This is a genomic window from Bifidobacterium oedipodis, from assembly GCF_012932425.1.
Classification (GTDB): Bacteria; Actinomycetota; Actinomycetes; order Actinomycetales; family Bifidobacteriaceae; genus Bifidobacterium; species Bifidobacterium oedipodis.
Genome location: NZ_JAAIII010000009.1, coordinates 1 through 23,781, shown reverse-complemented (window position 1 = coordinate 23,781; position 23,781 = coordinate 1). Strand labels below are relative to the sequence as shown.

The 23,781-nt window shown below is 58.7% G+C and carries 17 protein-coding genes; 6 read left to right on the top strand and 11 right to left on the bottom strand.

Features of this window, described 5'->3' with window-relative positions; all coding sequences use genetic code 11:
- The first annotated feature begins 2 nt into the window (after positions 1–2).
- From G1C95_RS11635 to G1C95_RS11620, 4 genes are all read left to right on the top strand, one after another.
- Positions 3–512: a cupin domain-containing protein gene (locus G1C95_RS11635; RefSeq protein WP_169173123.1), complete on the top strand. Its 510-nt coding sequence runs from the start codon at positions 3–5 to the stop codon at positions 510–512.
- A gap of 272 nt (positions 513–784) precedes the next feature.
- Positions 785–1,657 carry an ABC transporter substrate-binding protein gene (locus G1C95_RS11630; RefSeq protein WP_169173122.1) on the top strand — a complete coding sequence of 291 codons (873 nt, stop codon included), beginning with the start codon at positions 785–787 and terminating at the stop codon, positions 1,655–1,657.
- A 20-nt stretch (positions 1,658–1,677) separates the two neighbouring features.
- Positions 1,678–2,568, top strand: a complete 891-nt coding sequence (locus G1C95_RS11625) for an amino acid ABC transporter permease (protein ID WP_169173121.1) — start codon at positions 1,678–1,680, stop codon at positions 2,566–2,568.
- Positions 2,565–3,413, top strand: coding sequence for an amino acid ABC transporter ATP-binding protein (locus tag G1C95_RS11620; protein WP_169173120.1), 849 nt, complete (start codon positions 2,565–2,567; stop codon positions 3,411–3,413). The genes G1C95_RS11625 and G1C95_RS11620 overlap by 4 nt, the downstream gene beginning before the upstream one ends.
- Positions 3,414–3,493: 80 nt before the next feature.
- On the opposite strand, the gene ribF is transcribed toward G1C95_RS11620, so the two are convergent.
- The 8 genes from ribF to G1C95_RS11580 form a co-directional block, all read right to left on the bottom strand.
- A complete protein-coding gene (gene ribF, locus G1C95_RS11615; RefSeq protein ID WP_169173119.1) occupies positions 3,494–4,624 on the bottom strand; it encodes a bifunctional riboflavin kinase/FMN adenylyltransferase in 1,131 nt (376 codons plus the stop codon).
- 201 nt (positions 4,625–4,825) lie between these two features.
- On the bottom strand, positions 4,826–8,995 hold the full coding sequence (locus G1C95_RS12450) for a DUF4978 domain-containing protein (RefSeq protein WP_205832834.1): 4,170 nt from the start codon (positions 8,993–8,995) through the stop codon (positions 4,826–4,828).
- A 102-nt stretch (positions 8,996–9,097) separates the two neighbouring features.
- Positions 9,098–11,161, bottom strand: a complete 2,064-nt coding sequence (locus G1C95_RS11605; protein WP_169173118.1) for a glycosyl hydrolase 115 family protein — start codon at positions 11,159–11,161, stop codon at positions 9,098–9,100.
- 64 nt (positions 11,162–11,225) lie between these two features.
- Entirely contained in the window at positions 11,226–12,263 is a 1,038-nt protein-coding gene (locus G1C95_RS11600) for a LacI family DNA-binding transcriptional regulator (RefSeq protein WP_169173117.1), read from the bottom strand.
- A 115-nt stretch (positions 12,264–12,378) separates the two neighbouring features.
- Positions 12,379–13,305, bottom strand: coding sequence for a carbohydrate ABC transporter permease (locus tag G1C95_RS11595; protein WP_169173116.1), 927 nt, complete (start codon positions 13,303–13,305; stop codon positions 12,379–12,381).
- Positions 13,295–14,206, bottom strand: coding sequence for a carbohydrate ABC transporter permease (locus G1C95_RS11590; protein ID WP_205832833.1), 912 nt, complete (start codon positions 14,204–14,206; stop codon positions 13,295–13,297). The genes G1C95_RS11595 and G1C95_RS11590 overlap by 11 nt, the downstream gene beginning before the upstream one ends.
- Before the next feature lie 99 nt (positions 14,207–14,305).
- Positions 14,306–15,616, bottom strand: a complete 1,311-nt coding sequence (locus G1C95_RS11585) for an ABC transporter substrate-binding protein (protein ID WP_169173114.1) — start codon at positions 15,614–15,616, stop codon at positions 14,306–14,308.
- Positions 15,617–15,829: 213 nt separating this feature from the next.
- Positions 15,830–16,864, bottom strand: a complete 1,035-nt coding sequence (locus G1C95_RS11580) for a LacI family DNA-binding transcriptional regulator (protein ID WP_169173113.1) — start codon at positions 16,862–16,864, stop codon at positions 15,830–15,832.
- 171 nt (positions 16,865–17,035) lie between these two features.
- Here G1C95_RS11580 and G1C95_RS11575 point away from each other — a divergent pair, with 171 nt between their 5' ends.
- Both G1C95_RS11575 and G1C95_RS11570 read left to right on the top strand, forming a co-directional pair.
- Complete coding sequence (locus G1C95_RS11575; protein ID WP_169173112.1) at positions 17,036–17,857, top strand: YesL family protein; 822 nt, start codon at positions 17,036–17,038, stop codon at positions 17,855–17,857.
- 82 nt (positions 17,858–17,939) lie between these two features.
- Positions 17,940–19,253: a glycoside hydrolase family protein gene (locus G1C95_RS11570; protein WP_169173111.1), complete on the top strand. Its 1,314-nt coding sequence runs from the start codon at positions 17,940–17,942 to the stop codon at positions 19,251–19,253.
- On the opposite strand, the gene truB is transcribed toward G1C95_RS11570, so the two are convergent.
- The 3 genes from truB to infB all read right to left on the bottom strand — a co-directional run.
- The gene (truB, locus tag G1C95_RS11565) at positions 19,242–20,288 is read right to left on the bottom strand and encodes a tRNA pseudouridine(55) synthase TruB (protein ID WP_417852281.1); all 1,047 of its coding nucleotides are present in this window, start codon (positions 20,286–20,288) and stop codon (positions 19,242–19,244) included. The genes G1C95_RS11570 and truB overlap by 12 nt on opposite strands.
- On the bottom strand, positions 20,285–20,860 hold the full coding sequence (gene rbfA / locus G1C95_RS11560; protein WP_169173109.1) for a 30S ribosome-binding factor RbfA: 576 nt from the start codon (positions 20,858–20,860) through the stop codon (positions 20,285–20,287). Before rbfA ends, truB begins: the two co-directional genes overlap by 4 nt.
- A 142-nt stretch (positions 20,861–21,002) precedes the next feature.
- A partial coding sequence (gene infB / locus G1C95_RS11555) for a translation initiation factor IF-2 (RefSeq protein WP_240947552.1) occupies positions 21,003–23,781 on the bottom strand: 2,779 nt, incomplete at its 5' end.

Genomic DNA, 23,781 nt, shown 5'->3' with positions numbered 1-23,781 from the left:
GTATGAGTATTGCATTGGAGGATATGAGCGATTACGCTCGCTCCGTCGTACAGCGGCTGGGGCTTGAGGCGCATCCCGAAGGCGGCTGGTACACGCGCGACTGGCAATCGCCGCTCGCCTACCGCGCCGACGATCCCGCCAGCGGCCTACATGGTCGTCCACTGGCATCGCTGATTTATTTCCTGCTGCCGCGGGGAGACGCCAGCGCTTGGCACAAGGTGGATGCCGACGAAATCTGGCTATGGCATGGCCCAGCACCGGTGACATTGGAACTCGGTGGTAACGGCGAGGCACCTGCAGCGGACGAAACCGCACGCACACGTGTGACATTGGGAGCCGGCATCACCGCAAACAATGTCGCCAATGCTGCAAACAATCCCGACATCCCTGTCGTCGGCCATGCCGTGGTACCCGCCGGCGTATGGCAGCGCACGGTACCGGGCAGCGGTGACGCACTGGTCTCCTGCGTAGTCAGTCCAGGGTTCACCTTCGACGGCTTCACCTTGGAATAATCGGCAACGCCGCGCGGCACATCCACCGGGCAAACATCTGGCAAACATGATGCCACTTTGCTGACCCCACGCATATCGCGTTCAACCCACCGCAACTATCTCCTACGGCACCAAGATTTTGGCAAACCAACGGATCCATATGATTGATGCATAACCAGCTATCGGCAATAGCAATAACTAAAGTGACGCGACCGCATCATCACAGCGTTATAATCACCACTGATTGCCAACTTTGTATTGCATTCGCAACAAATTTTTGGAAAGAGAAGACCATGACACAACATCGTTCCCTGCTTCGCACGCTGGCCGCCGGCATCAGCGTCGCAGCGCTCGCCTTCTGCGCCGCCTGCGGCTCCGATTCCGCCGCTAACTCCAACAGCACCGACAACTCGGCCAACAGCTCCGACATCACCCAGCAGACCGTCAAGCCCGGCAAGCTCACCATCGCCACCGGAGACCCGGCCTATGAGCCGTGGGTGATGAACGACGATCCCGCGTCCGGCGAGGGCTATGAGGCTGCCGTCGCCTATGCCGTGGCCGACAAGCTCGGCTTCGACAAGGACGATGTGGTGTGGACTCGTACCACCTTCGACACCGCCATCGCCCCGGGTGCCAAGGACTGGGATATGAACATCCAGCAGTTCGGCATCACCGACGAACGCAAGAAGGCCGTGGACTTCTCCTCCGGCTATTACAAGGACACCCAGTCCGTCGTGGTCAAGAAGGACAGCAAGTACGCCGGCGCCAAGTCCTTGGCTGATCTCAAGGGCGCGGTGATCGGCGCGATGGTGGGCACGCAGGGCTACACCATTGCCAAGGAGAAGCTTTCCGACGACATTCAGACCTTTAATGATGACGCTTCGCTGGCGCAGGCGTTGGACGCCGGCCAGATCGATGCGCTGGTGACCAACACCGTTGAGTGCATTTACATGGTGCAGTCCGAGCAGATCAAGGATGCGACCGTGGTCGGCCGTATCGCCGGCTCCGAAGACAAGGATGGCCTGGGCATCGTGCTGCCCAAGGACTCCCCGCTTACTGCCGCGACCACCAAGGCCGTGGACGAGCTCAACGCCGATGGCACGCTGAAGAAGCTGCAGGATAAGTGGCTGGCTGAGTACACCACCGATCTGACCGAGCTCAAGTAAGCCGGACAATCCATACGATTATGAGCGCACCAACATCATCTGCCGCTCCCCTCGACCTCGCTGACGGTTCCGCTGCCGTTAGCGAGGTCGAGCGTTTCCGCCGCGAGTACCGCCGCAAGCAGCAGCTCAAATCCGTGATTACCAGTCTGGTCAGTACCATTGTGCTGGCGATTATCGTGGTCACGGGCTTGAAGCTCTCCCCCGGCTGGCCGCGTGTGAAGGAAACGTTCTTCTCCGCCGAATACTTCGTCTCGTCGTTCCCTGAAATCCTGGATGGCCTGTGGCTGAATCTCAAGGTTCTGGTCGTCGCCGTAATCGGCGTGGCCATCCTGGCCACCCTAATCGCCCTGGTGCGTACCAGCACCAATCCAGTGCTGTTCCCCCTGCGTGCTTTGGCGGCCATCTATACCACGGTGATGCGCGGCATCCCGATGATCGTCATCCTGTATCTCATCGGCTTTGGTATTCCTGGTCTGGGTTTGTTTGGGCGCATCGATCCTTCGATTCTTGGCACCATCGCCGTGATTATGGGCTATTCCGCCTATGTGGCCGAAGTGCTGCGCGCCGGTTTCAACGATGTGCACCCCTCGCAGCGCGCCTCCGCGCGCTCGCTGGGCCTGACCGCCGGGCAGACCACGCGCATGATCGTTATCCCGCAGGCGCTGCGCAAGGTGGCACCTGCGTTGATGAACGATTTCATCTCCATGCAAAAGGACGTTGGCCTGATCTCTGTGCTGGGTGCGGTGGATGCGGTGCGCGCCGCGCAGATCGAGGTGGCCAGCAGCTACAACTTCACCCCCTATGTGGTGGCCAGCCTGCTGTTCATTCTGATGAGCGTGCCGTTTATTCTGCTTAATGACTGGTATGCGGCGCGACTGCGCAAACGTGAGCTGAGTGGAGGCACGGTATGAGCGATCTCATCAATTCCGCAACTACTGTGGATCAGCCTAAGGGCGGCACTGCGGCATCGACTGCGAACACGGCTGTATCCACGTCGGCCGCTCAAACGGCTCAGTCAAGCGCGCCCGCTGTGTTGCGTTTGGATAATATCCGTAAATCCTTTGGTTCCACGCAGGTGCTTAAAGGCATTTCCTTTGAAGTGCGTCAGCATGAGGTTGTGGCGTTGCTTGGCCCTTCCGGCTCTGGCAAGTCCACGCTGATGAAATGCGTGAATCTGCTGGAACGCGTGGACGATGGCCAGATTTGGCTGGGCGACACCGATATCACCGATCCTCGCGCCGATCAGGATAAGCTGCGCGCGCGCATTGGTGTGGTGTTCCAACAGTTCAATTTGTTCCCGCATATGTCAGTGATCAAAAATGTGACACTGGCCGCGCGCAAGGTGCACCATTGGAGCAAGGATCGCGCCGAGGCTCGTGCGCTGGAGCTGCTTGATCGTATCGGCATGCGTGCCAAGGCCGGCGCCTACCCCGATCAGCTTTCCGGCGGTCAGCAGCAGCGTGTGGCCATCGCTCGCGCGTTGATGACCGATCCTGAACTGCTGCTGCTTGACGAGATCACGTCGGCGCTTGACCCGATGCTGGTGGGCGAAGTGCTCACCATGGTGGCTGAGCTAAAGAGTCAGGGCACCACGATTCTGATGGCCACGCATGAGATGAGCTTCGCTCATGATGCGGCTGATCGTGTGGTGTTGCTGCGCGGTGGTGTTATTGCCGAGAACGGCACGCCGCGCGAAGTGATGGACGAATCGCAGAACCCCGAAACCAAGGAGTTCTTCTCCCACTTCCGTCACTGAATTCGCTATATCAACAACGCAAGAAGGCCGCCATCCTATAGGGATGACGGCCTTCCGTTTTCAATAGCATTGAAAGCGCATCAGGCGGTTAGACGCTTGGTTTCTTCGACGTTGCGCTTGAGCTCGGCGACCAGTTCGTCGGGGCCGTCGAATTTGACCTGCGGACGCAGGAATCCTACGAATTCCACGCGCACATGATGCTCGTACAAGTCCAGCCATTCGCCGTTATCAGTGATGGCGTAGGCTTCGACCACGCGCTCATGCAGGCCGGTTTTCTCGCTGAACGTGGGCTTGGTGCCAATGGAGATGGCCGAGGGCCAGCGCTTATCTCCATCAATCAGCCAACCGGCGTACACGCCGTCCACGGGCAGGTAGCCGGTCACATCATCGCCGAGGTTGGCAGTCGGGAAGCCAATGGTGCGACCGCGTTCCTCACCGTGCACCACCGTGCCTTCAATGGCATGCGGACGCCCCAGAATCGCGTTCGCATCCTTCACCCGGCCTTGCGACAGCAGGTAGCGCACATTGGTGGAGCTCCACACACGCACAGCCTTGGCCTGGTGTTTTTTGCTCCATGCGCGGCGCTCCGCCTTGGTCATCGCGGCCAAGGGATCGGCGGGTTCGCCCCACGTTGTCGGCATCGTCGGCTGGGCGTCCGGCGGCACGCGCGTCTCGCCGGGCCCACGGTCATCCACCACATCCAGTTCGAAAACACCGGTGGCGGCGGCCAGATTGGCAATTGCTTTGACATCGCCCTCACGATTGTTGCCCATGGCAGCATCCTGGCCGAGCACCAATGTACGCATGCCCAGCTTGCCCACCATCTGGCCCAAGAAGAAGCGATACGATTTCGCGGCGAAGGCCAACGTGTAGCGCACCACCAGCACATGGTCGATGCCCAGTTCCTCCATATGGCGCAGGCGTTCATCCACCGAGGTCAGCGCTTGTGAATCCACCATATCGGCCGCAGGCTCTTCGCCGTTATGCGCTGCGGCGTAGCGGTGCACCAAACCGGGACGCGGGTCGAATACCACCGCCACGGCAAAGGCGTCGGCCTTATGAGCCAATTCCACCACGCGTGAGATTACGGCACGATGCCCGAGATGGAATCCGTCGAATACGCCTACGCTCACCACAGCTTTACGATCGTTGCTCAGCGTGGGCCATTCGACCATGCCTTGCTCGTCAGGCGTCAATCTGGTGATATCCATAACTGTTGTCCTTGCGATAAAACGTTGTCGGATCAATCAATATCCGCTCTCAAACCGCCGTCCACTCTAGCAGCAGCCGGCTATCGCACAGGATTATTGCCTGTGAATACAACTCTCATATCATGTGTCTAAACCAATAAGACGGCCGCCATCGTCCTTGCAACGATGACGACCGTCTCAGCGATGAAGCGTCAGAACTGACTAGCGACGATACCTAGCTGCACAACGCACGCATATACCAATGACGCATAGCGACATACTGATTACAGCGATGATTGCAACAGCAGCGCCAGTATTGGCGACGCCATGTTTGCCGCTGGCCGTCGAATCCTTATCACCGCCCTGAACCTCATCAGTAGATCCAGGTTTACTCGGGTCGGTCGGATTCACCGGGTCGGTGGGATCGGTCGGGTCAGTCGGATCGGTGGGATCGGTCGGGTCAGTCGGATCGGTGGGATCCGTCGGATCGGTGGGATCCGTCGGATCGGTCGGATCGGTCGGATCCGTGGGATCCGTGGGATCGGAACGCTTCTCCAGCGCATCGATGGCTGCATACACCGCATCAGCCGCGGACTGCACCATATCCTGCGTCAGTTCACGCTCATCCATAGCAAGTACGACGCGTCCTGCAGCAACCGCCTCATCCAGCGCGTTCCACGATTCCTCGGTGTAATCGGACTTGTTCAATGCTTCCGCCGCCGCGAGAGCTTCACTCAGCGCAGTGCGGTCGACAATCGTTACCAGATCCGAAGTGGACACCACCAGATTGTCAATCGTCTGATCGCCGCTGACTCCTGCGGTGTAATAGTTCACCGCGTACAGCTTCGCCAGATTCTTCGCGGTGATGGACAGCCCCGTCGCATGAACGTCAACCGAACCGCCGCTGATGGAGATATCCGCCGTTTGCTTGGCGAAATCCAAATGCACCGATACCGCGTAGGTTGTGTTCTTGTCCAATTCGCCGGCGACCGTCCACGTAGGTTCGGCATCGCCGGCAACGCCGGAACCATCAGCGCCTGCATCCGCCTTTGCAACCACGGAGTAGCGCAACTGGTCTCCGCTGCTCTTATCGGACGACAGGATCGCGAAAACGAGGCGTCCATCCGAGTCGTGGAATTCCAACGACACCTTGCCGGCATCGCCGACTTGTGTGGCGTAGTCGAAGGAGATATCCACGCTCTTCTGAGCTGCTATGAGATCGGAGAACGCCGTGGATGCATAGGTTTTGTCTCCCATCGACCGTGTGACGGTGAGTTTTCCGCCGGAGATTGCGGCACCGGCGTCAAATCCAAGGTTGATGGGGTCGGTCTGCTGGTCGAAGGTCTCGCACATCAGTACGGTCGTGTCATCGCCGCTCGGGCAACTGAATGGCTCTCCGACGAGTTCGAAATAATCGATGCCGGTGATGTATCCCGTGCTGCTGTCATTGCGTCCGGACACCTGGTACTTGACCGTATGCTCGCCAGCAGTGAGTTCGATGGACCGAATCGTCTCCTTGTTCCACGCGGCACCTGACGAATAGAGATCATGGCTTCCCACTTTCACATCGTCGATGAAGACATCCACTATCGCGCGGTCGGCACCCTTACGGAACATGGTCGCAAGATCGTAAGTACCATCGGCAGGCACAGTGAACTGATACCGGATGTAGTCTCCTTCGGCATTGGCCATATGCTTGTCCCATTTGCCTCCGGATGCGCCATCGTCGTAGCGTTCGATGGCATCAGTGCTGTCGATTTTGGAGCTTTCCGCCTCAAATCGAGTGGTGGGTCCCGCTTCCGGAATGCGTTCGGTGGTCACAACCCTCGCCACATCGCCTGCCGGTACGGTGACGATAAGATCGTCACCGTCTTGCGTGACTTCGGCATCCGATTCCTTCACCCATTCGTTGTCCGTTTTGCCGTTTCCGTTGGTGATGTCGTCGTCGCCCGCATCCGCATCATAGGATCCGAGTTCCACGCTGGCGGTTTTCCCCGCAAGTCCGGATAGCCGGAACGTGGATGTCTCCGTAGAGCCCAGTGCAATTTCGTTGTTGGCACGTTCGATTACGAAGCCGCGCGACGCGGTCCCATATGTTCCTCCCGAAACGACGTTGTAGGAGATGTCAACGGAACGAACTTGGGCGTTCGCCGCGCCTCCCCCGCTTGTGGACCCTGTGGGATTGAGGAAGGTGAGCGTTGAGCCGCCGGCAGCGTCCGCATTGCGCGTGGCCAGGTCATAACCGACTTTGTTGTATAGGTGGTTGACGACGCTCACACGTGAGATTTTCTCCGCGAACGTCATCGCACCGGCGGTGCCGCTGCCCGTTTTCGCATCGGCGGGACGTTCCGTGCGGCCACAGGGCTCGGCGGTGTTGAACGAATCATACAACGCATCGCCATCGAACGAGCAGGCGTTATAACCATTGTGTAAAGCACCTCCGGCGATTGTGGCGAATTTCTTCTCCGCCGCATTCGTGGTGTTCATGCCGTCCTCCATGACGACGGGGAGATTGTCGCCCTTGTCGACATTGAACCAGAATCCGCCGTGGCCAATCTTGTACATTTCCGAGGGACCGGGGCCATAGGTATCCAATCCAACGAAATCGAGATTGGTGCCCACGCCGTTGGAACGCATCTTTTCGTTGATATCCACCAGATATGTAGGCGCACCAAGCTGATGGTTCACACGCGTCCATACCGACAACGAACTGTTCTTCACGCGCTTGCCGAGATAGTCGTTGTAGTACCACACTTCGTATGTGCGGAATTCGGAGTCGGTGGATACCTTATAGCCGCCATGGTCGGCATCGCCTTCGTTACGCCACTTATCGCGCAGGGCCAGAGAAACCGGGGATCGGGAGAACGATGCGGTCGCCAAGCCGTCATTGTTGTTTACTGATTTGATCGGGCTGCCGTTGAGCGAACCATTGTATGGTTCGTTCTGGGTCTGGATACCGATCAATGTGTCCGCATTCGGCAATGTGGCGGTGTGGTCGCAGATCGCGGCGAGCATATCGCCTTCCTTCTCCATCAGTGCGCTGTCGGCGCGATCGCCGAGGAACACATACATCTGGTTGGGGTCACCGATCTTTTTCTGGAACAGCGGCGTGCCCAAGGATCCGTTGTAATTGACCATGCTCGAGTCCTGGTCGACCGTGGTCATCTGATAGTTGTGGAACACGTAGAAAGGCACACGGAAATCGGAGGCCAAGCCAGTGGAGTCAGATCCGAACCAGATGACTTCGAACTTCAAACCGTATTTGGTGGCGTAGCCGAGCAGCGTGTCATAATACGTCCAATCAATGCTGTCCAGACTCGCGTCGGAGAAGAACAGGCGCGGACGCAGTGGCTGGGTCAGCCAATTCGTGTTGCGGCCGGACACTCCTTCATCTCCGTCATCTCGGGTGGAGCTTGCAGTGTCGAAGGAGATCGTCTCGGCTGCGACATCCGCCTTATCCTCACGAGTCGGATCGGTGGATGAGGCGAGCGCGAAGCTGACGCTGGTCCGTCCTTCGGCACGCGCTTGCGCCACGGCGTCGGTCACATCGATGTCGTAGAAATACGTGCGTTTGATCTGATCCCATTTGGCCAGGGTGCTGGTCGGCTGAATGACGTCGCCCTGCGCAGTGGTGATCTCGGTGCCGTCGTAGGTTGCACCTTGACCGAAGGCTTTGTCGAAAGTCATATCTTGGGCGTCGGAGGCATCATCAATCGTATACACATTGAGTCCATGCGTGTAGTACATGCCTTGGGTTTGGCCGAACTCGGTCTGACGGTCGTCATAGCTGTTCACGTACACGCGAATCTTGGAACCATCCACATTGCCCACGGTTTGGGGAATATCGAATTTCAGGAACCCCACCTGCTGTTGTGAGGAATCCCCCTCGACCCAACTGGTTTGGAATCGGTCGAGGTCGGCGGCGGAGCCATCGGCGGCAAGGGTGGCCGATTGAGTCTGCTCGGCCTCGGTAACGATGTCCTTCTGCAGGTCGGACCACAGGATTTGCACATTCACCGTGTTGTAGCCGTCTTCGGCAACCTGCTTGAAAATCGCTTCCAAACTGCGTTTGTTCGGATCGGAAGGATCGTTTTCGGACAGGGGCACATCCACGCGATAGCCGATCTGCGTCAGCAATTTGTCCGCACGAAGCTGAATGCCGTTGTACCAGTATGGCTGGCCATCAACAAGCAACACCTGATCTTTGTCATAGCCGCTGCCCTGAGAGGCATATACCACTTGGGAATGGGGCGTCTGCGCAGCAGACGCGGACGGCACTGCAGCTAACGACGCCAGTCCCATGGATAATGCAATGAAAGCAGCGCCCAACAGTTTGGTTCTGCCGCGCGACCTCGCGCGTTTCACGCCATGGGGATACATTGAAAACACCATATGCACTCCTTTATGTTTATCGGTGTATTCCTATCGCGCGATTCCGGCTGACATCCGCACAGATGAACCGTCCACGCACAGCTTGTTTTTTGTTATTCTTTGTTATTCCTGCCATGCGGTTTTCATGGCTTCGAAAATCTCCTGATCGCTTTCGTGGTTTTCCATGTTCATAATGACCATGACGTCCTTTTCCCACTCGGGATAGAGGAAGTCACGCTTCCACTGGTAATAGTGGGGGCCGTCTCCGATGGCACGCAGCTGCCCCATCAGCGCCTCGCATACCATCGCGGTCTGTTTGACATCCGTCAGGCAATCGTTGCGCCAGAAGTTGCGCCATTTGCCGTGCTCACGTGAACGCATTGCTGCATTCGCGGCCAGGAACGATTCACGGGCTAAGCCGGCATAGTAGAACGCATGCTGCCAATCGCCTTCGAAACCAGCCAGTAGCGCACGGCACAGGCTTGCCGCGCCGGCTGAGCAATGCCGATATACGGTGATATGCAGCAGGATTGAATCGCGCAGTAGTCGCGCGGCACGCGGATGGTCGGCTTCCAGAGCAGCCGTCGAGGCTTCCAATTGGCAGGAGAGACGACGGTATCGTTCCGCAGCCGGTTCAACCAGCGACGCATAGTATCGCACCTGATCGGCCAAGCTCGTCGCCTCAATATGCCCGGCTTCGCACATCCAACGCAGCTCCGAGTCTGCAGCGGCACGGTCGCGCATGAATTGCACCGCCAGCATGCGCGGCACATGGTTGAGGAATTGTTCGCCCGCGCGGTCGTCCCATGCAGGACCGTAGGCGATTGACTCTTTCCGGTAGCCTTCGATGCCGGCAACGCACGTATCTACTGCGGCATCGCCGTAATATGCGGCCGCATATTCCCGTTCGAATGCGTCGACATCCACCTGTCCGTCGCGCCACATTCGAGCGATGAGATCCAGCATGAACGCATGTGGTTTGACATTCGACGAGTTGATAATCCACAGGTCATTGCCGCCGTTGTTCAGCACCGACTGCAGCTCATCGACGATATGACGGGGATCAACGCATAGCGGGGTGATATGGTTCGCGGCCTGCAGATCATAGAAGCTTGCGTGATAGTAGATGCCATTGCGACCGGAATCCGCAGCCGAGGGCATGGCGTCGATGCGCGGATTCCAATTGCCTTGCCGCCGCGACACCATACGGCCGAAACCGTTATCCGACCAGATTTTAATCACATCATCAGGGAAGTGCAACAGTCCCTTGCGATACAAATCCATTGCTTCGCCATACAAGTACACGCTGCAGGGTGCTTCAGGATTGGCCTCACGCACCAGCTCATACTGGCGGCGAATCACTTCGCTCATCACCTGTCCGCGCGATTCATCGGTGTCATACCGCGGATCGGCCGCCCAAAACGGCGAATCACCCTGACCGCGGAAGCCAAGCGTCCATATGGTGCGGCCGTCATGCCCCGCTTCGATGGCTTCACGCCACAGCGCTTCGAACCGTTCCTGCTCTTCAGGCCAGCGGGCCCGCACGCCGGGGTATGCTTCGCTGAACATTGTGGCACCCAGCGGTGTCGCATGATGCTGATTAATATATAGCCCCATCGCTCTGGCCATCGCCAGATGCGACTCGCCTCGCTGCCCGGATCCGGGAATCACCGTGTTGCCACCAAGGCGCAGAATCGTCTCGAACACGCGCCGCCATGGCAAGTTAGGATCGTTGTTCACTGACCAATCCTCAAGCAGCACCTCGTCGTTGACGAAGAATCCCTTGTATCGCACCGCGTCGCCGCCGGCCTTCGGTTCCAGCACCGTGGCATCGGGCACAGTGATCGAATCAATAGGCTCGATATGTTGGTCGTTCCAGAACCACAGATCCTTCACTCCCAGCAATTCACGGCTGATGGCATACAAGCCATAGACCCAGCCAAGGTCGTCGCCGGCCTCAACCACCAAATCACCGTCTGCGACATGCACACGATACCGTTCGGCCGGCAGTTCCTCATGCTTAAGACGGATAGTTGCCCCGGCGGTGAAATTCGCCGCACTGCCGCAATCGCACGAACCGAATACGTTGGCAAGATCACGTTGAATATCCTCAACCGCGTATTGCACGGAAGCCGGCGCATCGTTAGGGACGATGACGGTGGTTGAGTGGTTCAGCACAATGTTCATATGCCATTCCTGCTTTCCAAGACGGTCAAAAGACGATCAAAAGACGATCAATCGGCCACAAGATTCAAAGGATGTTTGACGAGGTCAGCGCAGACGGTGCCGCCCCCGTCGAACCGCGCACCATCAGTATTTCGGGCACCACGACGCACTTCGGTTGACTACCGCGTTCACTGCGCGCGCCCCTCAAGCGCTGCGTCAGCAGTCGTACGGCGGCTGTTCCCAACCGCTCGTGCCGGATAGATACGGAGGTCAGTGCGGGGCGCATGGACGAGGCAAGCACGGAATCGTCAACACCAATAACGCTGATGTCTTCAGGAACTCGTTTACCGCGTTCCATCAAACGTCCCAGCACTCCGGCCGCCATCAAATCGTTGAACGCCACCACCCCAGTGACATCAGCGTCCAGCAACAGCTCGTCGGCGGCATTGACCCCTCCGGTATGCAGCGGTTCGAACGGCCCCAAAACCACACCTTCGAGATTGTAGCGCTGCACGGCACGTTCGAAGCTTTCACGCCTCCTGCGGTTGGTGAAGGAATGCTCGAACGCACCCAGATAAGCGATACGACGATGGCCAAACGAGGCCAAGTGACAGACGCACTGCTCAATACCGGACTCATCATCGACAATCGCGGACGAGAAACCGTCGCAGGTGCGGCTGACCAGCACCGTGGTGTTCGGGTCGAATGTTGCCGCCAGTTCCTGTTCACTCCACCGCGACGACACCACAATCAGACCGTCACTGCGATTGCGTAGAGCGATCAGAGCATCATCACGCCCGGCCACTCCATCGATGTCGCTGATAAATACGTCAAATCCTGAAGCATTGGCATAGGAGAAAATGCCAGCCAGCAAATCATTGAAATAGTAACCGCCCAAATCGGTGACCAAAACGCCAATGGACAGACGTTCCTGCTTTCGCTGGCTGTGGGTTGACTTCGCTACCACTGCGGTGGGAATTTTGTCATACGCGTTGCGCGCAGCATAGTCGAGAACGGCCGATCGTGTGGAATTGCGGACTTGGCCACCGTTGAGCGCGCGGGACACCGTGGATACGGATAATCCGAGTTCGTTGGCGATATCCGTCATTGTGATGCCGCTCATGATGTCGATCCTTTCCTTGCCGATAACGACGCCCGGACGCACGCGGCCGGCGTCAATCTGATGTACAGATATGGACGCCGGCCGCATCCTCAGGGGCCGCATAGGCGCACATAGGTTATTTCAGACCAGTGGTGGCCGATCCTTCGATCAGGAATCGCTGACCGAAGAGGAACACGACGAACACCGGGATCAGCGAAATCGTGCTCATGGCGAACAACGGTCCCCAGTTGGTGCCGGAAGTTGCGTCGGCGAAGTTACGCAGGGCGACTGCAACGGTCAGGTTCTGCGGCTTGGTCAGATACAGCAGCTGGGTGAAGAAGTCGTTCCACGTCCAGATGAAGGAGAAGATGCCGGTGGTGGCCAGGGATGGCAGCACATTGGGCATGATGATCTGCGCGTAGATGCGGAACGGGCCGGCACCATCGACTTTGGCCGCTTCGTCCAGGGACTTCGGGATACCGCGAAAGAACTGCACCATCATGAAGGTCAGGAACGGTTCGGTGGCGAGGAACTTCGGCAGGAGCAGCGGGACGAAGGTGTTCAGGAAGCCCAGTTTGGACCAGATGATGTACTGCGGGATGATCATCACGTAAATCGGCATCATCAGGGTCATAAGCATGTAGCCGAACGCAATGCCTTGGCCACGCCACTTCAGGCGGGTGAAACCGTAGGCGGCCAGCGAGCAGGTGAAGATGTTGCCGATGATCGCGCCGACGGTGATGATTAGCGAGTTCAAGAGATAACGGCTGAACGGATAGGCCTGGGCGTTCCAGCCTTCGCTGTAGTTGGCCCAATCCCAGTCGGAGGGGATCAAGCTGATGTTGCGGAAGATGTTCGCGTCATCTTTCAGCGAGCTGGACACCATCCACAGCAGCGGGAAGATCATTACGAAGCCGACTGCGATGAGCAGCACATGCTTGACGACCGCGACCAGACGGGCTTTGAGCACGGGATCCATGCCGTTTTTGTAGGCGACCGGCTGGCCGTGCCCGGAGGCGAGGGCAGCGGTGGCGGAATTCATGGAGGCAGTATCAGTCTTCATAGTGCACCCACTTCTTGGACAGGGCGAAGTTGAGCAGGGTCAACAAGCCGACGATCAGAACAAGCAGCCAACCCAGTGCGGCGGCGTAGCCCATGTTGCGGGCTGAACCAAACGCCTGCTGGTAGAGGTACAGTGCGTAGACGAGTGTGGAGTCGACCGGGCCGCCGGAGCCGCCGGAGACCACGAAGGCCTGGGCGAAGTTCTGGAAGCTGTTGATAATACCCATCACTAGGTTGAAGAAGATAATTGGGGTGAGCATCGGAACGGTGACGTGCAGGAACTGCTTCCACTTGCCACAGCCATCCAGGGAGGAGGCTTCGTACAGCTCCTGGGGGATCTGGCGAAGACCGGCCAGGAAGATGATCATTGAGGAGCCGAAGGTCCACACGTGCAGCAAGATCAGTGTCCACAGGGCGGAGTTCGGGTCGCCCACCCACGAGTGTCCCATGGTGTCGATGCCGAACCAGCCGAATACCGTGTTGATGATGCCTTCCGCGCCGAATACCTGACGCCACAGCACACCGATGGCCACGGAGCCGGCGAACAGGGAGGGCAGATAGTAGACGGAACGGTAGAAGCTCAATCCGGAGACGCCTTTGTTGAGCAGCACGGCGATGGCCAGTGCCAGCATCAAAGCCAGCGGCACACCCACGATCACATAGATGAAGGTGACTTTGAGGGATTGCAGCAGTCGGGTGTCCGTCAGCATTTTGGCGTAGTTGTCCAATCCCACGAACTTGGGGTCGCCGATGAGACGGTACTTGGTCAGGGACAGGAAAATCGAGATGATCATCGGTCCCAAGGTGATGAAAATCACGCCGAGGAACCAGGGAAGCATGAAGATATGCGCCGCGCGTTCCTCACGTCGCACCGCAATCGGTGCTCGTTTGAACATAGCCATGTGAATGATCCTTGTGTACAGAGGGGGTGCCACGGCCGACCGGAAGATATGGCGTACCATCGGCCGTGGCTTATGGGAGGAAAGTCAGACGAGTGGGAATCACTCGGTGACGGCGGCGTCCAGTTCGGACTTGAAGGTCTTGGCAGCGTCTTCGGCACTGGCCTTGCCGAACATCACGGACTCGTGGGCGCGAGCATAGGAGTCGGTGATCACGGTGGAGGCACCAGCGTTCATCGGGATAAAGGCCTGGGTGTTGACTTCCTGGCTCTTCTCCACCCATTCGGCGAAGCGCTTGTCACCGTCGGACAGCTGCGGTTCAATCGCCTTGGCCATATCGGGGTTGGCCGGCACGCCACGATCGAGACCCATGATCTTGGCGGCGTCCTCGTTGTTGACCAAGTAATCGATCAGCTTGGCGCAGGCTTCAGGATGCTCGGTGTTGGCGGAGACGGAGACAAATGTGCCCTGCTTGGTCCAGCCGCCACGGTCCTTGGCCTGGGTTTCGCCCGGCCAGAGCACCGGCTTCAATTCATGACCGGCGGCGGATTCGAAGTTGGCCAGCTGGTTCATGGAGATCACCGACATGGCGGACTTGTCAAGTGCCAGCGGAGACTGTTCGGGCGTACCACCTGCGGACTGCAGTTCCTGGGCCTGATCCGGAGTGTTGGTGGCACCTTCATCGATCAGGCTCTTTTCGAAAGTGAACCAGTCGGCGAGGGTGTCAGCGTCAAAACCAACCTGCTCATCACCCTTGACGCCGAAGGCCTCGTCATTCTGACGCAGCCACAGGCTGGCCATCTGTTCGGTCATATCGATGCTGAAGCCCACAGCCTCGCCACCAGACTTTTCGGAAATTTCCTTGGCAGCGTTCGAGAAATCATCCCAGCTCCAGGTTTCGTCATCGGGAACTTCGACGCCGTACTTCTCGAACACAGTCGGGTTGATAACCAGGCCGTGACCGGAGACACCGAGGGACACACCATACTTCTCACCATCAGCACCAGTTGCGCCGGCGAAGGTGTCGTCGGAGAACTTGCTCAGATCAAGATCATCCAGAGTGCTCAGGTCAAGCAGCGAGCCGGTATCCATGTAATCGTTCATGAACGGATCGATCATGGTCATCACATCGGGCAGATCATCGGCGGCGGCAGCGGTGGAAAGCTTGGTAATGTAATCATCGTAGTTGGAGGTTTCGGTTTCAACCTTGATGTCGGGGTTCGCCTCCATGAAGTTATCAATAACTTCCTGCTGCATCTTGGCACGGGTGTCGGAACCCCACCAGTTGAAGCGAATGGTCACCTGACCGCCGTCGCCATCCTTGGAGGCGGTATCAGAGCCACAGGCCGAGACGGCGAACAGCATGGCACCGGCCAAACCGGCAGCAATCGCCTTCTTGAACTTGAACGTCATTTTTCACTCCTTTGTTGCATTGTCGGAGACTTTTCACAACCATGTGTGCTTGTCTTCCACTGAACGTCGTCCAGGTCATCGATGCCCGGTCGAATCGTCCTGCAAACAGGATACGCAAATAACGCAAAGATTGCAAATTACCGCAAAGTTTTTGCTGCAATCGGCGTGTTGCGGCAGAATAACGCCAACACGCCGATAGCGGCATAGCCTTTGCTACTGGCGCACAGGGCCAGTGGATGCACGCAACGTGAACGCTTCCGGGAATGCAATATGCTCGGCGCTCCACGCAGACATCCCCTGATCGATCAGGGCCAGATTGCTTAATAGCATGGTGCAGGCCGTATGCATCATCCGCCCCTGGCGGCTGTCCACCGCAGTCAACGCCGGACGCGAAATGGTGGCGATGCTGCTATCCGACATCGATACCACGCTCACATCCTGCGGCACCCTCACGCCGCGCTCCACCAGACGGTTAACCAGACCGCAGGCCAGCATCTCGTCATGAGCCAATACTGCGGTGACATCAGGCTCAACCAGCAAGGCATCAGCGGCATTCAGCCCGCTGGAATAGGTGGTTTCAAAACCATGGAGCACCACCAGCTCCATACCCAGCTCCTGTGCTTCATGCTCGATGGACTCCGCTTTTGTGCTGTTGGACCAGAACGAACCAGACAAACTGGTATACGCCACGCGGCGGTGCCCCAGCGACGCCAAATGGCGCAACGCCAGCCTCACGCCGCTGTTCTCGTCAAGGAATACCGATGAAAATCCCTCGACTTTGCGCCCGACAAACACCGTGCGCATAGGATCGCAAATCTCGCGAATCGCCCGATCCGTCAGCGGTGACGACAGCAGCAGCATGCCATCGCACTCCCCCGCCAGACGCGCGACCAATTCCTCGGCCGGGGCGTCTGGTTCAAGATCAATCAACTGCACGCCATAGCCAATGCGTTGCATGGTTTCGGTAACCGCCACCAGCGTAGACATCTCAAAGAAATCAGCCAATTTGCTGACCGCAAGTCCGATACGTTTGGAAGAAGCACGAGCCGAGGTCTCCACCGTTTGGCGGTGCGCGCCATCGGCAGAAGTGGTCTGCGATGCCTCGATGTCATACCCCAACTCACGAGCCGCAGCCACAACCTTGCGACGGGTTGATTCCCGCACCGGTTTGCCGCTTAAAGCCCGCGAGGCCGTCGACACCGACACCCCAACACGATCGGCGATATCCTGCAAAATCGGCTGCCCCATAATCCTTATCCAATCATTGACATCGTTGCTGTGTTGCTTTCCACTGTTCCCCGTCCGCGAGACAACATCAACATAGAAAAATCCCGCAACTCACCATTTTTTGCATTTTTTGCTTTTTTGCTGCAAAATAGTGCATGGTTCAACGACGATACAACGCAAAAGGTGGCCCAGATGAATATCGCACAACGCTTCAACGACATTTCTCGCGTACTGATTGCGTTCCTGCTGCTTGACCTGGCATTGCTAGTCGCCATGGCACCATGGAATATCGTCATGCTGCTTACCGACGGATTTGCCGCGTTGCCGCTGCCGGCAATCGCCGCCATAGCCGCCGGCGCTTGGTGCCTTGCCGCACCCGCTATGGCGGCGGCCTTTGCCGCATATCGTGACGCTGCCACCATGCGCAACGGCGAATATGACGCCGAACGCGATCGTCGCAACAAACTATACCGTTCCACTGCCGCCATCGCCGACCCGTATTGGTCACCGGCGGAAGATCATCGGACGCTGCGCCCCTACATACGCACCTACCTGCACCTCGCACCGAAAGCATTCACTCTGTCGGTAATCTACGCCATTCCTCTGGCGATCCTTGCTGCCGGCGCTTGTGCTTTTCTGGCGCAGAGCGCACCATGTGCGGCAGTGATGATTGCCCTGCTCGCGTTCACCATGGTTGCACACTTGGTGTCGCTGAACGCCATGGTGGAATTCCCCAACGCACGATATTCGGCTCTGGTGCGCACCGGTTTCGTGTTCGCGGCACGCAGGTTTCCGTTCACGGTGCTTGCTCTGGCCATTCTGGTGCTGTACCTCTGGCTGCTGCTCCAATGGCCGTGGATTATGCTGCTGTTCGGCACCGGACTGACATTCTTCTTCCTGTATCACACAGTCGAACAGATTACCAAACCTGTGCTGATGCAGATGATCGCTGAGGAGATTGCGCCAGAGCAAGCCGTTGCCGAACAGTCTGTCCCAGCACAAACCACCGTCTGATATCTGATAGTTCTCTTCCCTGTCACCTCCCCATCGGTGTACTGCATCAAGTATGTCGATCATTACGAAAGGATTCATCACCATGCCCAGTTGCGAACAGCCCGTCATCATCAACGGCGTACCGTGGTTCGACGACCAAGGCAATATCGTCAACGCTCACGGCTCCTGCGTTGTGCAGGATAACGGGCGCTGGTATCTGTTCGGAGAATACAAAACCGACGCCGAGAACGAATTCAACGGCTTCTCCTGCTATTCCTCGCCGGATCTCGCACACTGGCATTTCGAACGTATGGCATTGCCGGTGCAGGAGAACGGCTCCCGGCTTGGCCCGCATCGTGTCGGCGAGCGTGTCAAAGTCATGCGCTGCCCTTCAACTGGTCAGTATGTGATGTTCGCGCACTCCGATGATCTGCGGTATATGGATCCGTGCATTGTGGTCGCCGTCAGCAACACTATCGACGGCGAATATCAGGTGCTGGGCCCGCTGACACATGACGGAGAGCCCATTCGTATGTGGGATATGGGCACATTCCAAGACACCGACGGCACTGGATACCTGATGACCCACGAAGGCAATATCTACCGGCTTGCTGATGATTATCTGTCGGCCGCACAGCTGGTGGCAAGCAATATCGCACCCGGTGGCGAATCGCCTGCCATGATGCATGCTGGCGACACATATTTCATCATGTTTTCCAATAAAACCAGCTGGGATCGCAACGATAACTACTATCTGTCCGCGCCGTCGCCATCGGGCCCTTGGACCAACCGTGGCCTGTTCTGCCCGGAAGGCACATGCACGTGGAATTCGCAGTGCTCGTTTATTTTCCCGCTGACGCTGGCTTCCGGCGAAACGCACTATATCTATACCGGTGACCGTTGGTCGTACCCGCATCAGGCCAGCAGCGCCTCCACGGTATGGATGCCCATCCATGTGGACGGTGACACCATATCCATTCCTGAATACTGGCAGGCATGGAATCCGCTGACCGCTCGCCCAGTGCCGCTACCGGGCAATGAGCGTGCGATTATGATGAACACATCATATGAACGCACCACGCTGCACGTGGCTTTCTCTGCGGCAGACGACGAGCGCATGGCACTGCTGGCCAATACAGATCGAGATGGCGGATACGCACAGGTCACCATTCAACACAATGCGTCCGGCCGCACAGTATTGTCGTTGCCGGTGGATCTGTATTCGCCCACACCGTTCGATGGCATAGTGCTGGTTACACCGGCGCTCCATACCGGCGATTACACGCTTGCTGTACGCGTCAGAGGTGATGCTTCCGTGTTCTACAAAAAAGACGGCACACGGCTGGGATCCACCGGCACGCGCGTACGCATCACCGGCATCCAAACCATAGCGTCGCCACATTCATCAACGAGATGACGGAAATACGGTGACAGGTTTGGCTTGGGTACGGTTGGCGGGTGCGATCAATGCGACAACATCACCGGTTTGCGGCACGATGGCGGCAGCCTGTTCCACATCGAGATGACGGGTGATGCGTCGACCGAAACGCAGTTCGGCGGCCTCTTCGGCGGTGATTTCCACCACCGGCATGGCACCGCGCACGGCGTCGGCCATGGTAAGGGATTGAGAAAGTACTTCTCCGGGCGCATCCAGCATGCATTTGTTGCGCGTGATGGTCTCGCCCTCACGGTTGGTAAAACTGTAGGATTCGGCATGGGCGTGCACAACACGCGTTGCAACGCTATCGTCGGCGAAGTCGAAGCGGCCGATGCGCGTGCGGCGCAAACGGGTCAGGTGGCCGCCGACACCGAGGCACTCCCCCAGATCGCGGGCCAATGCACGAATATAAGTGCCGGATGAGCAGCTGACGCGCACATCCATATCAATTACCGGCACTGATATTCCAGCCACGTTGACAGCAAAGTCATGGCGCATGTCAAGCACTGTGAACTCACTGATGGTCACTGGGCGGGCCTTCAGTTCCACGTCCTTGCCTTCGCGGGCCAAATCGTAGGCGCGCTGGCCGTTGATTTTAATGGCGGAGAATGTGTTAGGCACCTGTTCGATATCGCCGGTGAACCGCTCACGAATCATCTGCTCGATAGTCTCGCGGCTCAGGCTGGCGATTATGTCGGCAACTGCGGGCTCATGAGCGTTGGAATCAGCCGATTCCGGCTCGATGAGGTCACCCTCAGCATCATCCGTGGTGGTGCGCTGGCCGAGACGAATCGTGGCCTCATAGGTTTTATCGTGTTCGACAATGGTGGCCAGCAGTCGGGTGGCATTGCCGAATCCGATAATCAGCATGCCGGTGGCCATCGGATCCAAAGTGCCGGCATGACCGACTTTTTTGGTGTGCAGAGTCGCTCGTACGGCGGCCACCGCATCGAAGCTGGTCACGCCCTGCGGCTTATCGATAATCAGCAGACCGGAATCAGCGGATGTCATCACGCATGTTCCGTATCGGACGCATCGTCGGACTCATTGGAATCGTCGGAATCGTTGGAGTCGTCAGCATCATCCCAATCATCGGACTCATCAGACTCGTCAGCGTCGTCTTCGTCTTCATCCCAATCGTCATCATCGGGCTCGTCGTCATGCTTGTAAGGATCGGCATCACCGGCGTATTGAGCGGTGGCGCGAGCCTTGGCGAGTTCGGCGTCACGCTTGCGGGCCAGGGCGAGAATATCTTCGATTTCGTGGGCTTCGCCGGGCACTTCATCGAAGATGAATTCAAGCTGCGGGGTCAGGCGCAGACCGGCCTTGGCACCGACCTGGGAACGCAAATGGCCCTTAGCTTGGGCGAGGGCCTGCTTGGCGCGCTTGCGTTCACCTTCTTCCTTGCCTTCGTGGCCGAGAATGGTCCAGTAGATTTTGGCGATTTGCAGATCGTTGGTCACGCGCACTTCAGTGACGGTGACGCCGGCCAGACGACGGTCGTGCAGCGCACCTTCAATCGACGAGGCGACAACGCGCTGGATCAGGGCGGCGATACGCGCCGCGCGAGGGTTGGTTCCTGCCATGGCAATCCTGTTCTTAATCGTTGCTCAGTATGTGCTTTGAATTTGTATGTGTATGTCTATTGTGCCGCAGATGTGGCGAACGCCCGCCGCCGAAACCGGTAGCGGGCGTTCCGTCGCTTGCATTCTTGCGGTATCGCGCAAACTACTTGCGTTCGATCTCGCGCATCTCGAAGGTCTCGATGATATCGCCCAGCTCGATGTCGTTGAAGGAGCCGAGGTTGATACCGGCCTCGTAGCCTTCCTTGACGGAAGTGACATCGTCCTTGAAGCGACGCAGCGAGGAGATTTCCAGATCGTTGACCGTGGCCACGCCATTGCGCAGAATACGGCACTTCGTTCCGCGCTTGACCTCGCCGTCCTGCACCATAACGCCGGCGATGTTGCCGAACTTGGAGGAGCGGAAGATTTCGCGGATCTCGGAGTGGGAGGTGGTGACCTCTTCGTATTCCGGCTTGAGCATGCCCTTGAGGGATGCCTCGATGTCTTCGATGGCCTTGTAGATGATCGAGTAGTACTTGATCTCCACGCCCTCGCGCTCGGCCAAGTCGGCGACCTGACGGTTCGGACGCACGTTGAAGCCGATGATAACGGCCTTGTCGACCGTGGCAAGGTTGACATCGTTCTGGGTGATCGCACCGACGCCGCGGTGGATGACCTGGATGCCGACCTCGTCGGACACCTCGATCTTCATCAAGGAATCCTCGAGCGCCTCGACGGAGCCGGAGGAATCACCCTTGATGACGATGTTGAGCATATCGACCTCGGACTCGGCGAGCTTCTTCTTGAAGTCCTCGAGCGAGACGACCTTACGACGCTTGGCCAGCTGTGCGGCACGCTCGGTGGCCTGACGCTTCTCAGCGATCTGACGGGCTGCGCGATCGTCGGAGGCCACCAGGAACAAGTCGCCGGCGGTCGGCACGGAGGTCAGACCCAGCACCTGCACAGGAGTGGAGGGGCCGGCTTCCTTCATCTGATTGCCGTTCTCGTCCAGCATGGCGCGCACACGGCCGTACGAAGTGCCGGCCACGATGGCGTCGCCCACATGGAGCGTACCGGACTGCACGAGCACGGTGGCCACGGCACCGCGACCCTTGTCAAGTCGGGCTTCGACGGTGGCACCGCGGGCGTCCATATTCGGGTTGGCGCGAAGATCAAGCTCGGCGTCGGCCGTGAGCAGCACGGCTTCGAGCAGCTTGTCGACATTGGTGCCCTGCTTGGCGGAGATGTCGACGAACATGGTGTCGCCGCCGTACTCTTCCGGAACCAGACCGAATTCGGTGAGCTGGCCACGCACCTTGTCGGGGTTGGCGCCTTCCTTATCGATCTTGTTAACGGCCACAACGATCGGCACATGCGCGGCCTGCGCATGGTTGATGGCCTCCACGGTCTGGGGCATCACGCCATCGTCGGCAGCAACCACGAGAATCGCCACGTCGGTCAGCTCGGCACCACGGGCACGCATGGCGGTGAACGCCTCGTGGCCAGGGGTATCGAGGAAGGTGATCTTGCGGGCTTCACCCTCAAGGTTCACGGTGACCTGGTAAGCACCGATGCGCTGGGTGATGCCACCGGCCTCGCGGGCGATAACGTTGGTCTTGCGAATCGTGTCAAGCAGTCGAGTCTTACCATGATCGACATGGCCCATGACGGTGACCACCGGCGGACGAGGCTCCAAGTCCGCGTCATCCTGCAGTTCCTCTTCGTCCAGGTTGATGTCGAACTGCTGCAGCAGCTCCTTGTCCTCTTCCTCAGCGGAGACGAGCTTGATATTCCAGCCGATCTCTTCGCCCAGGATCTGGAAGGTTTCCTCATCCAGCGACTGGGTGGCCGTGGCCATCTGACCCAAGTGGAACAGCACGGTGACCAGCGCGGCCTGATTGACGTTGATCTTCTCTGCCAGATCGGCCAGCGAAGCACCCTGACGCAAGCGGATGGTCTGGCCACCGCCGTTGGGGATGCGCACGCCACCGATGGTCGGTGCTTTCAGCTCCTCGAACTCCTGACGCTTCGCCAGACGGTTCTTACGTGCCTTCGAGGACTTGCCGCCCTGACGTCCGAATGCGCCTGCGGCACCGCCGCGGCCGCCGCGACCACCGCCGCGGGCCGGACCATTGTTCGAAGCGCCGCCCTGGAAGTTATTGCCGCCGGCACCCTGGCCGCCGCGGAAACCACCGCGTGCGCCGGCACCTTGGCCTGCACCTTGTGAGCCGGAGCCGGGACGATTGTGCCCCCACTGGCCCGGACGCGGAGCGCCCTGACCGCCGCCTTGACCGGGACGGCCGCCGCGGAAGCCTCCACGACCCTGGCCCGCGCCCTGACCGGGACGGCCGGGGCGGCCGCCGCGACCGTTTTCGGCGGTCGGACGAGCCATCGGGTGCGGACGCGGAATGTCACCCGGAGTCGGGGTGTGCATGCCCTGCTTGCGGGAGAACGGGTTATTGCCCGGACGCGGGCCCGGCGTATGCGGGCGCGGAATGGCATTGGCGTTGTCGCCGTTGCCGGAAGCATTGTGGTTGGGAGCACCGTTGCGGCCGGCACCCGGACGCGGGGCATTCTGGCCACCGCGATTGCCTTGATGCTGACCAGGCTGACCAGCGCCCGGACGGCCCTGGTTGGAACGGCCCGAACGGCCGCCATTATCGCGATCGCGCTGCTGGCCATGGCGGCCCGGAGCGGAGGGACGAGCCTGCGGATTGTGCGGACGAGCACCCGGAGTTGCGGAATGTGCCGCAGCCTGTGCGGCCTGCGGCGCACTCCGCCACTCCTGCGCCTCCTCCGCACAACCCGCAGGCCCGTCCCCCCGCTCCGGCCCCCCATCGCCACCGCCGCGACCGCGAGGATGGCGTCCGGACGGGCCCTGCCCACCCCGCCCGTCCGTCGGCCGACCCGCCTGCGGCCGCCCGCTGCAACCCCCGGCGCCA

Coding starts and splice junctions, on each gene's coding strand:
- G1C95_RS11635 (WP_169173123.1), top strand. CDS start 3: ATGAGTATTGCATTGGAGGATATGAGCGATTACGCTCGCTCCGTCGTA.
- G1C95_RS11630 (WP_169173122.1), top strand. CDS start 785: ATGACACAACATCGTTCCCTGCTTCGCACGCTGGCCGCCGGCATCAGC.
- G1C95_RS11625 (WP_169173121.1), top strand. CDS start 1,678: ATGAGCGCACCAACATCATCTGCCGCTCCCCTCGACCTCGCTGACGGT.
- G1C95_RS11620 (WP_169173120.1), top strand. CDS start 2,565: ATGAGCGATCTCATCAATTCCGCAACTACTGTGGATCAGCCTAAGGGC.
- ribF (WP_169173119.1), bottom strand. CDS start 4,624: ATGGATATCACCAGATTGACGCCTGACGAGCAAGGCATGGTCGAATGG.
- G1C95_RS12450 (WP_205832834.1), bottom strand. CDS start 8,995: ATGGTGTTTTCAATGTATCCCCATGGCGTGAAACGCGCGAGGTCGCGC.
- G1C95_RS11605 (WP_169173118.1), bottom strand. CDS start 11,161: ATGAACATTGTGCTGAACCACTCAACCACCGTCATCGTCCCTAACGAT.
- G1C95_RS11600 (WP_169173117.1), bottom strand. CDS start 12,263: ATGAGCGGCATCACAATGACGGATATCGCCAACGAACTCGGATTATCC.
- G1C95_RS11595 (WP_169173116.1), bottom strand. CDS start 13,305: ATGAAGACTGATACTGCCTCCATGAATTCCGCCACCGCTGCCCTCGCC.
- G1C95_RS11590 (WP_205832833.1), bottom strand. CDS start 14,206: ATGGCTATGTTCAAACGAGCACCGATTGCGGTGCGACGTGAGGAACGC.
- G1C95_RS11585 (WP_169173114.1), bottom strand. CDS start 15,616: ATGACGTTCAAGTTCAAGAAGGCGATTGCTGCCGGTTTGGCCGGTGCC.
- G1C95_RS11580 (WP_169173113.1), bottom strand. CDS start 16,864: ATGGGGCAGCCGATTTTGCAGGATATCGCCGATCGTGTTGGGGTGTCG.
- G1C95_RS11575 (WP_169173112.1), top strand. CDS start 17,036: ATGAATATCGCACAACGCTTCAACGACATTTCTCGCGTACTGATTGCG.
- G1C95_RS11570 (WP_169173111.1), top strand. CDS start 17,940: ATGCCCAGTTGCGAACAGCCCGTCATCATCAACGGCGTACCGTGGTTC.
- rbfA (WP_169173109.1), bottom strand. CDS start 20,860: ATGGCAGGAACCAACCCTCGCGCGGCGCGTATCGCCGCCCTGATCCAG.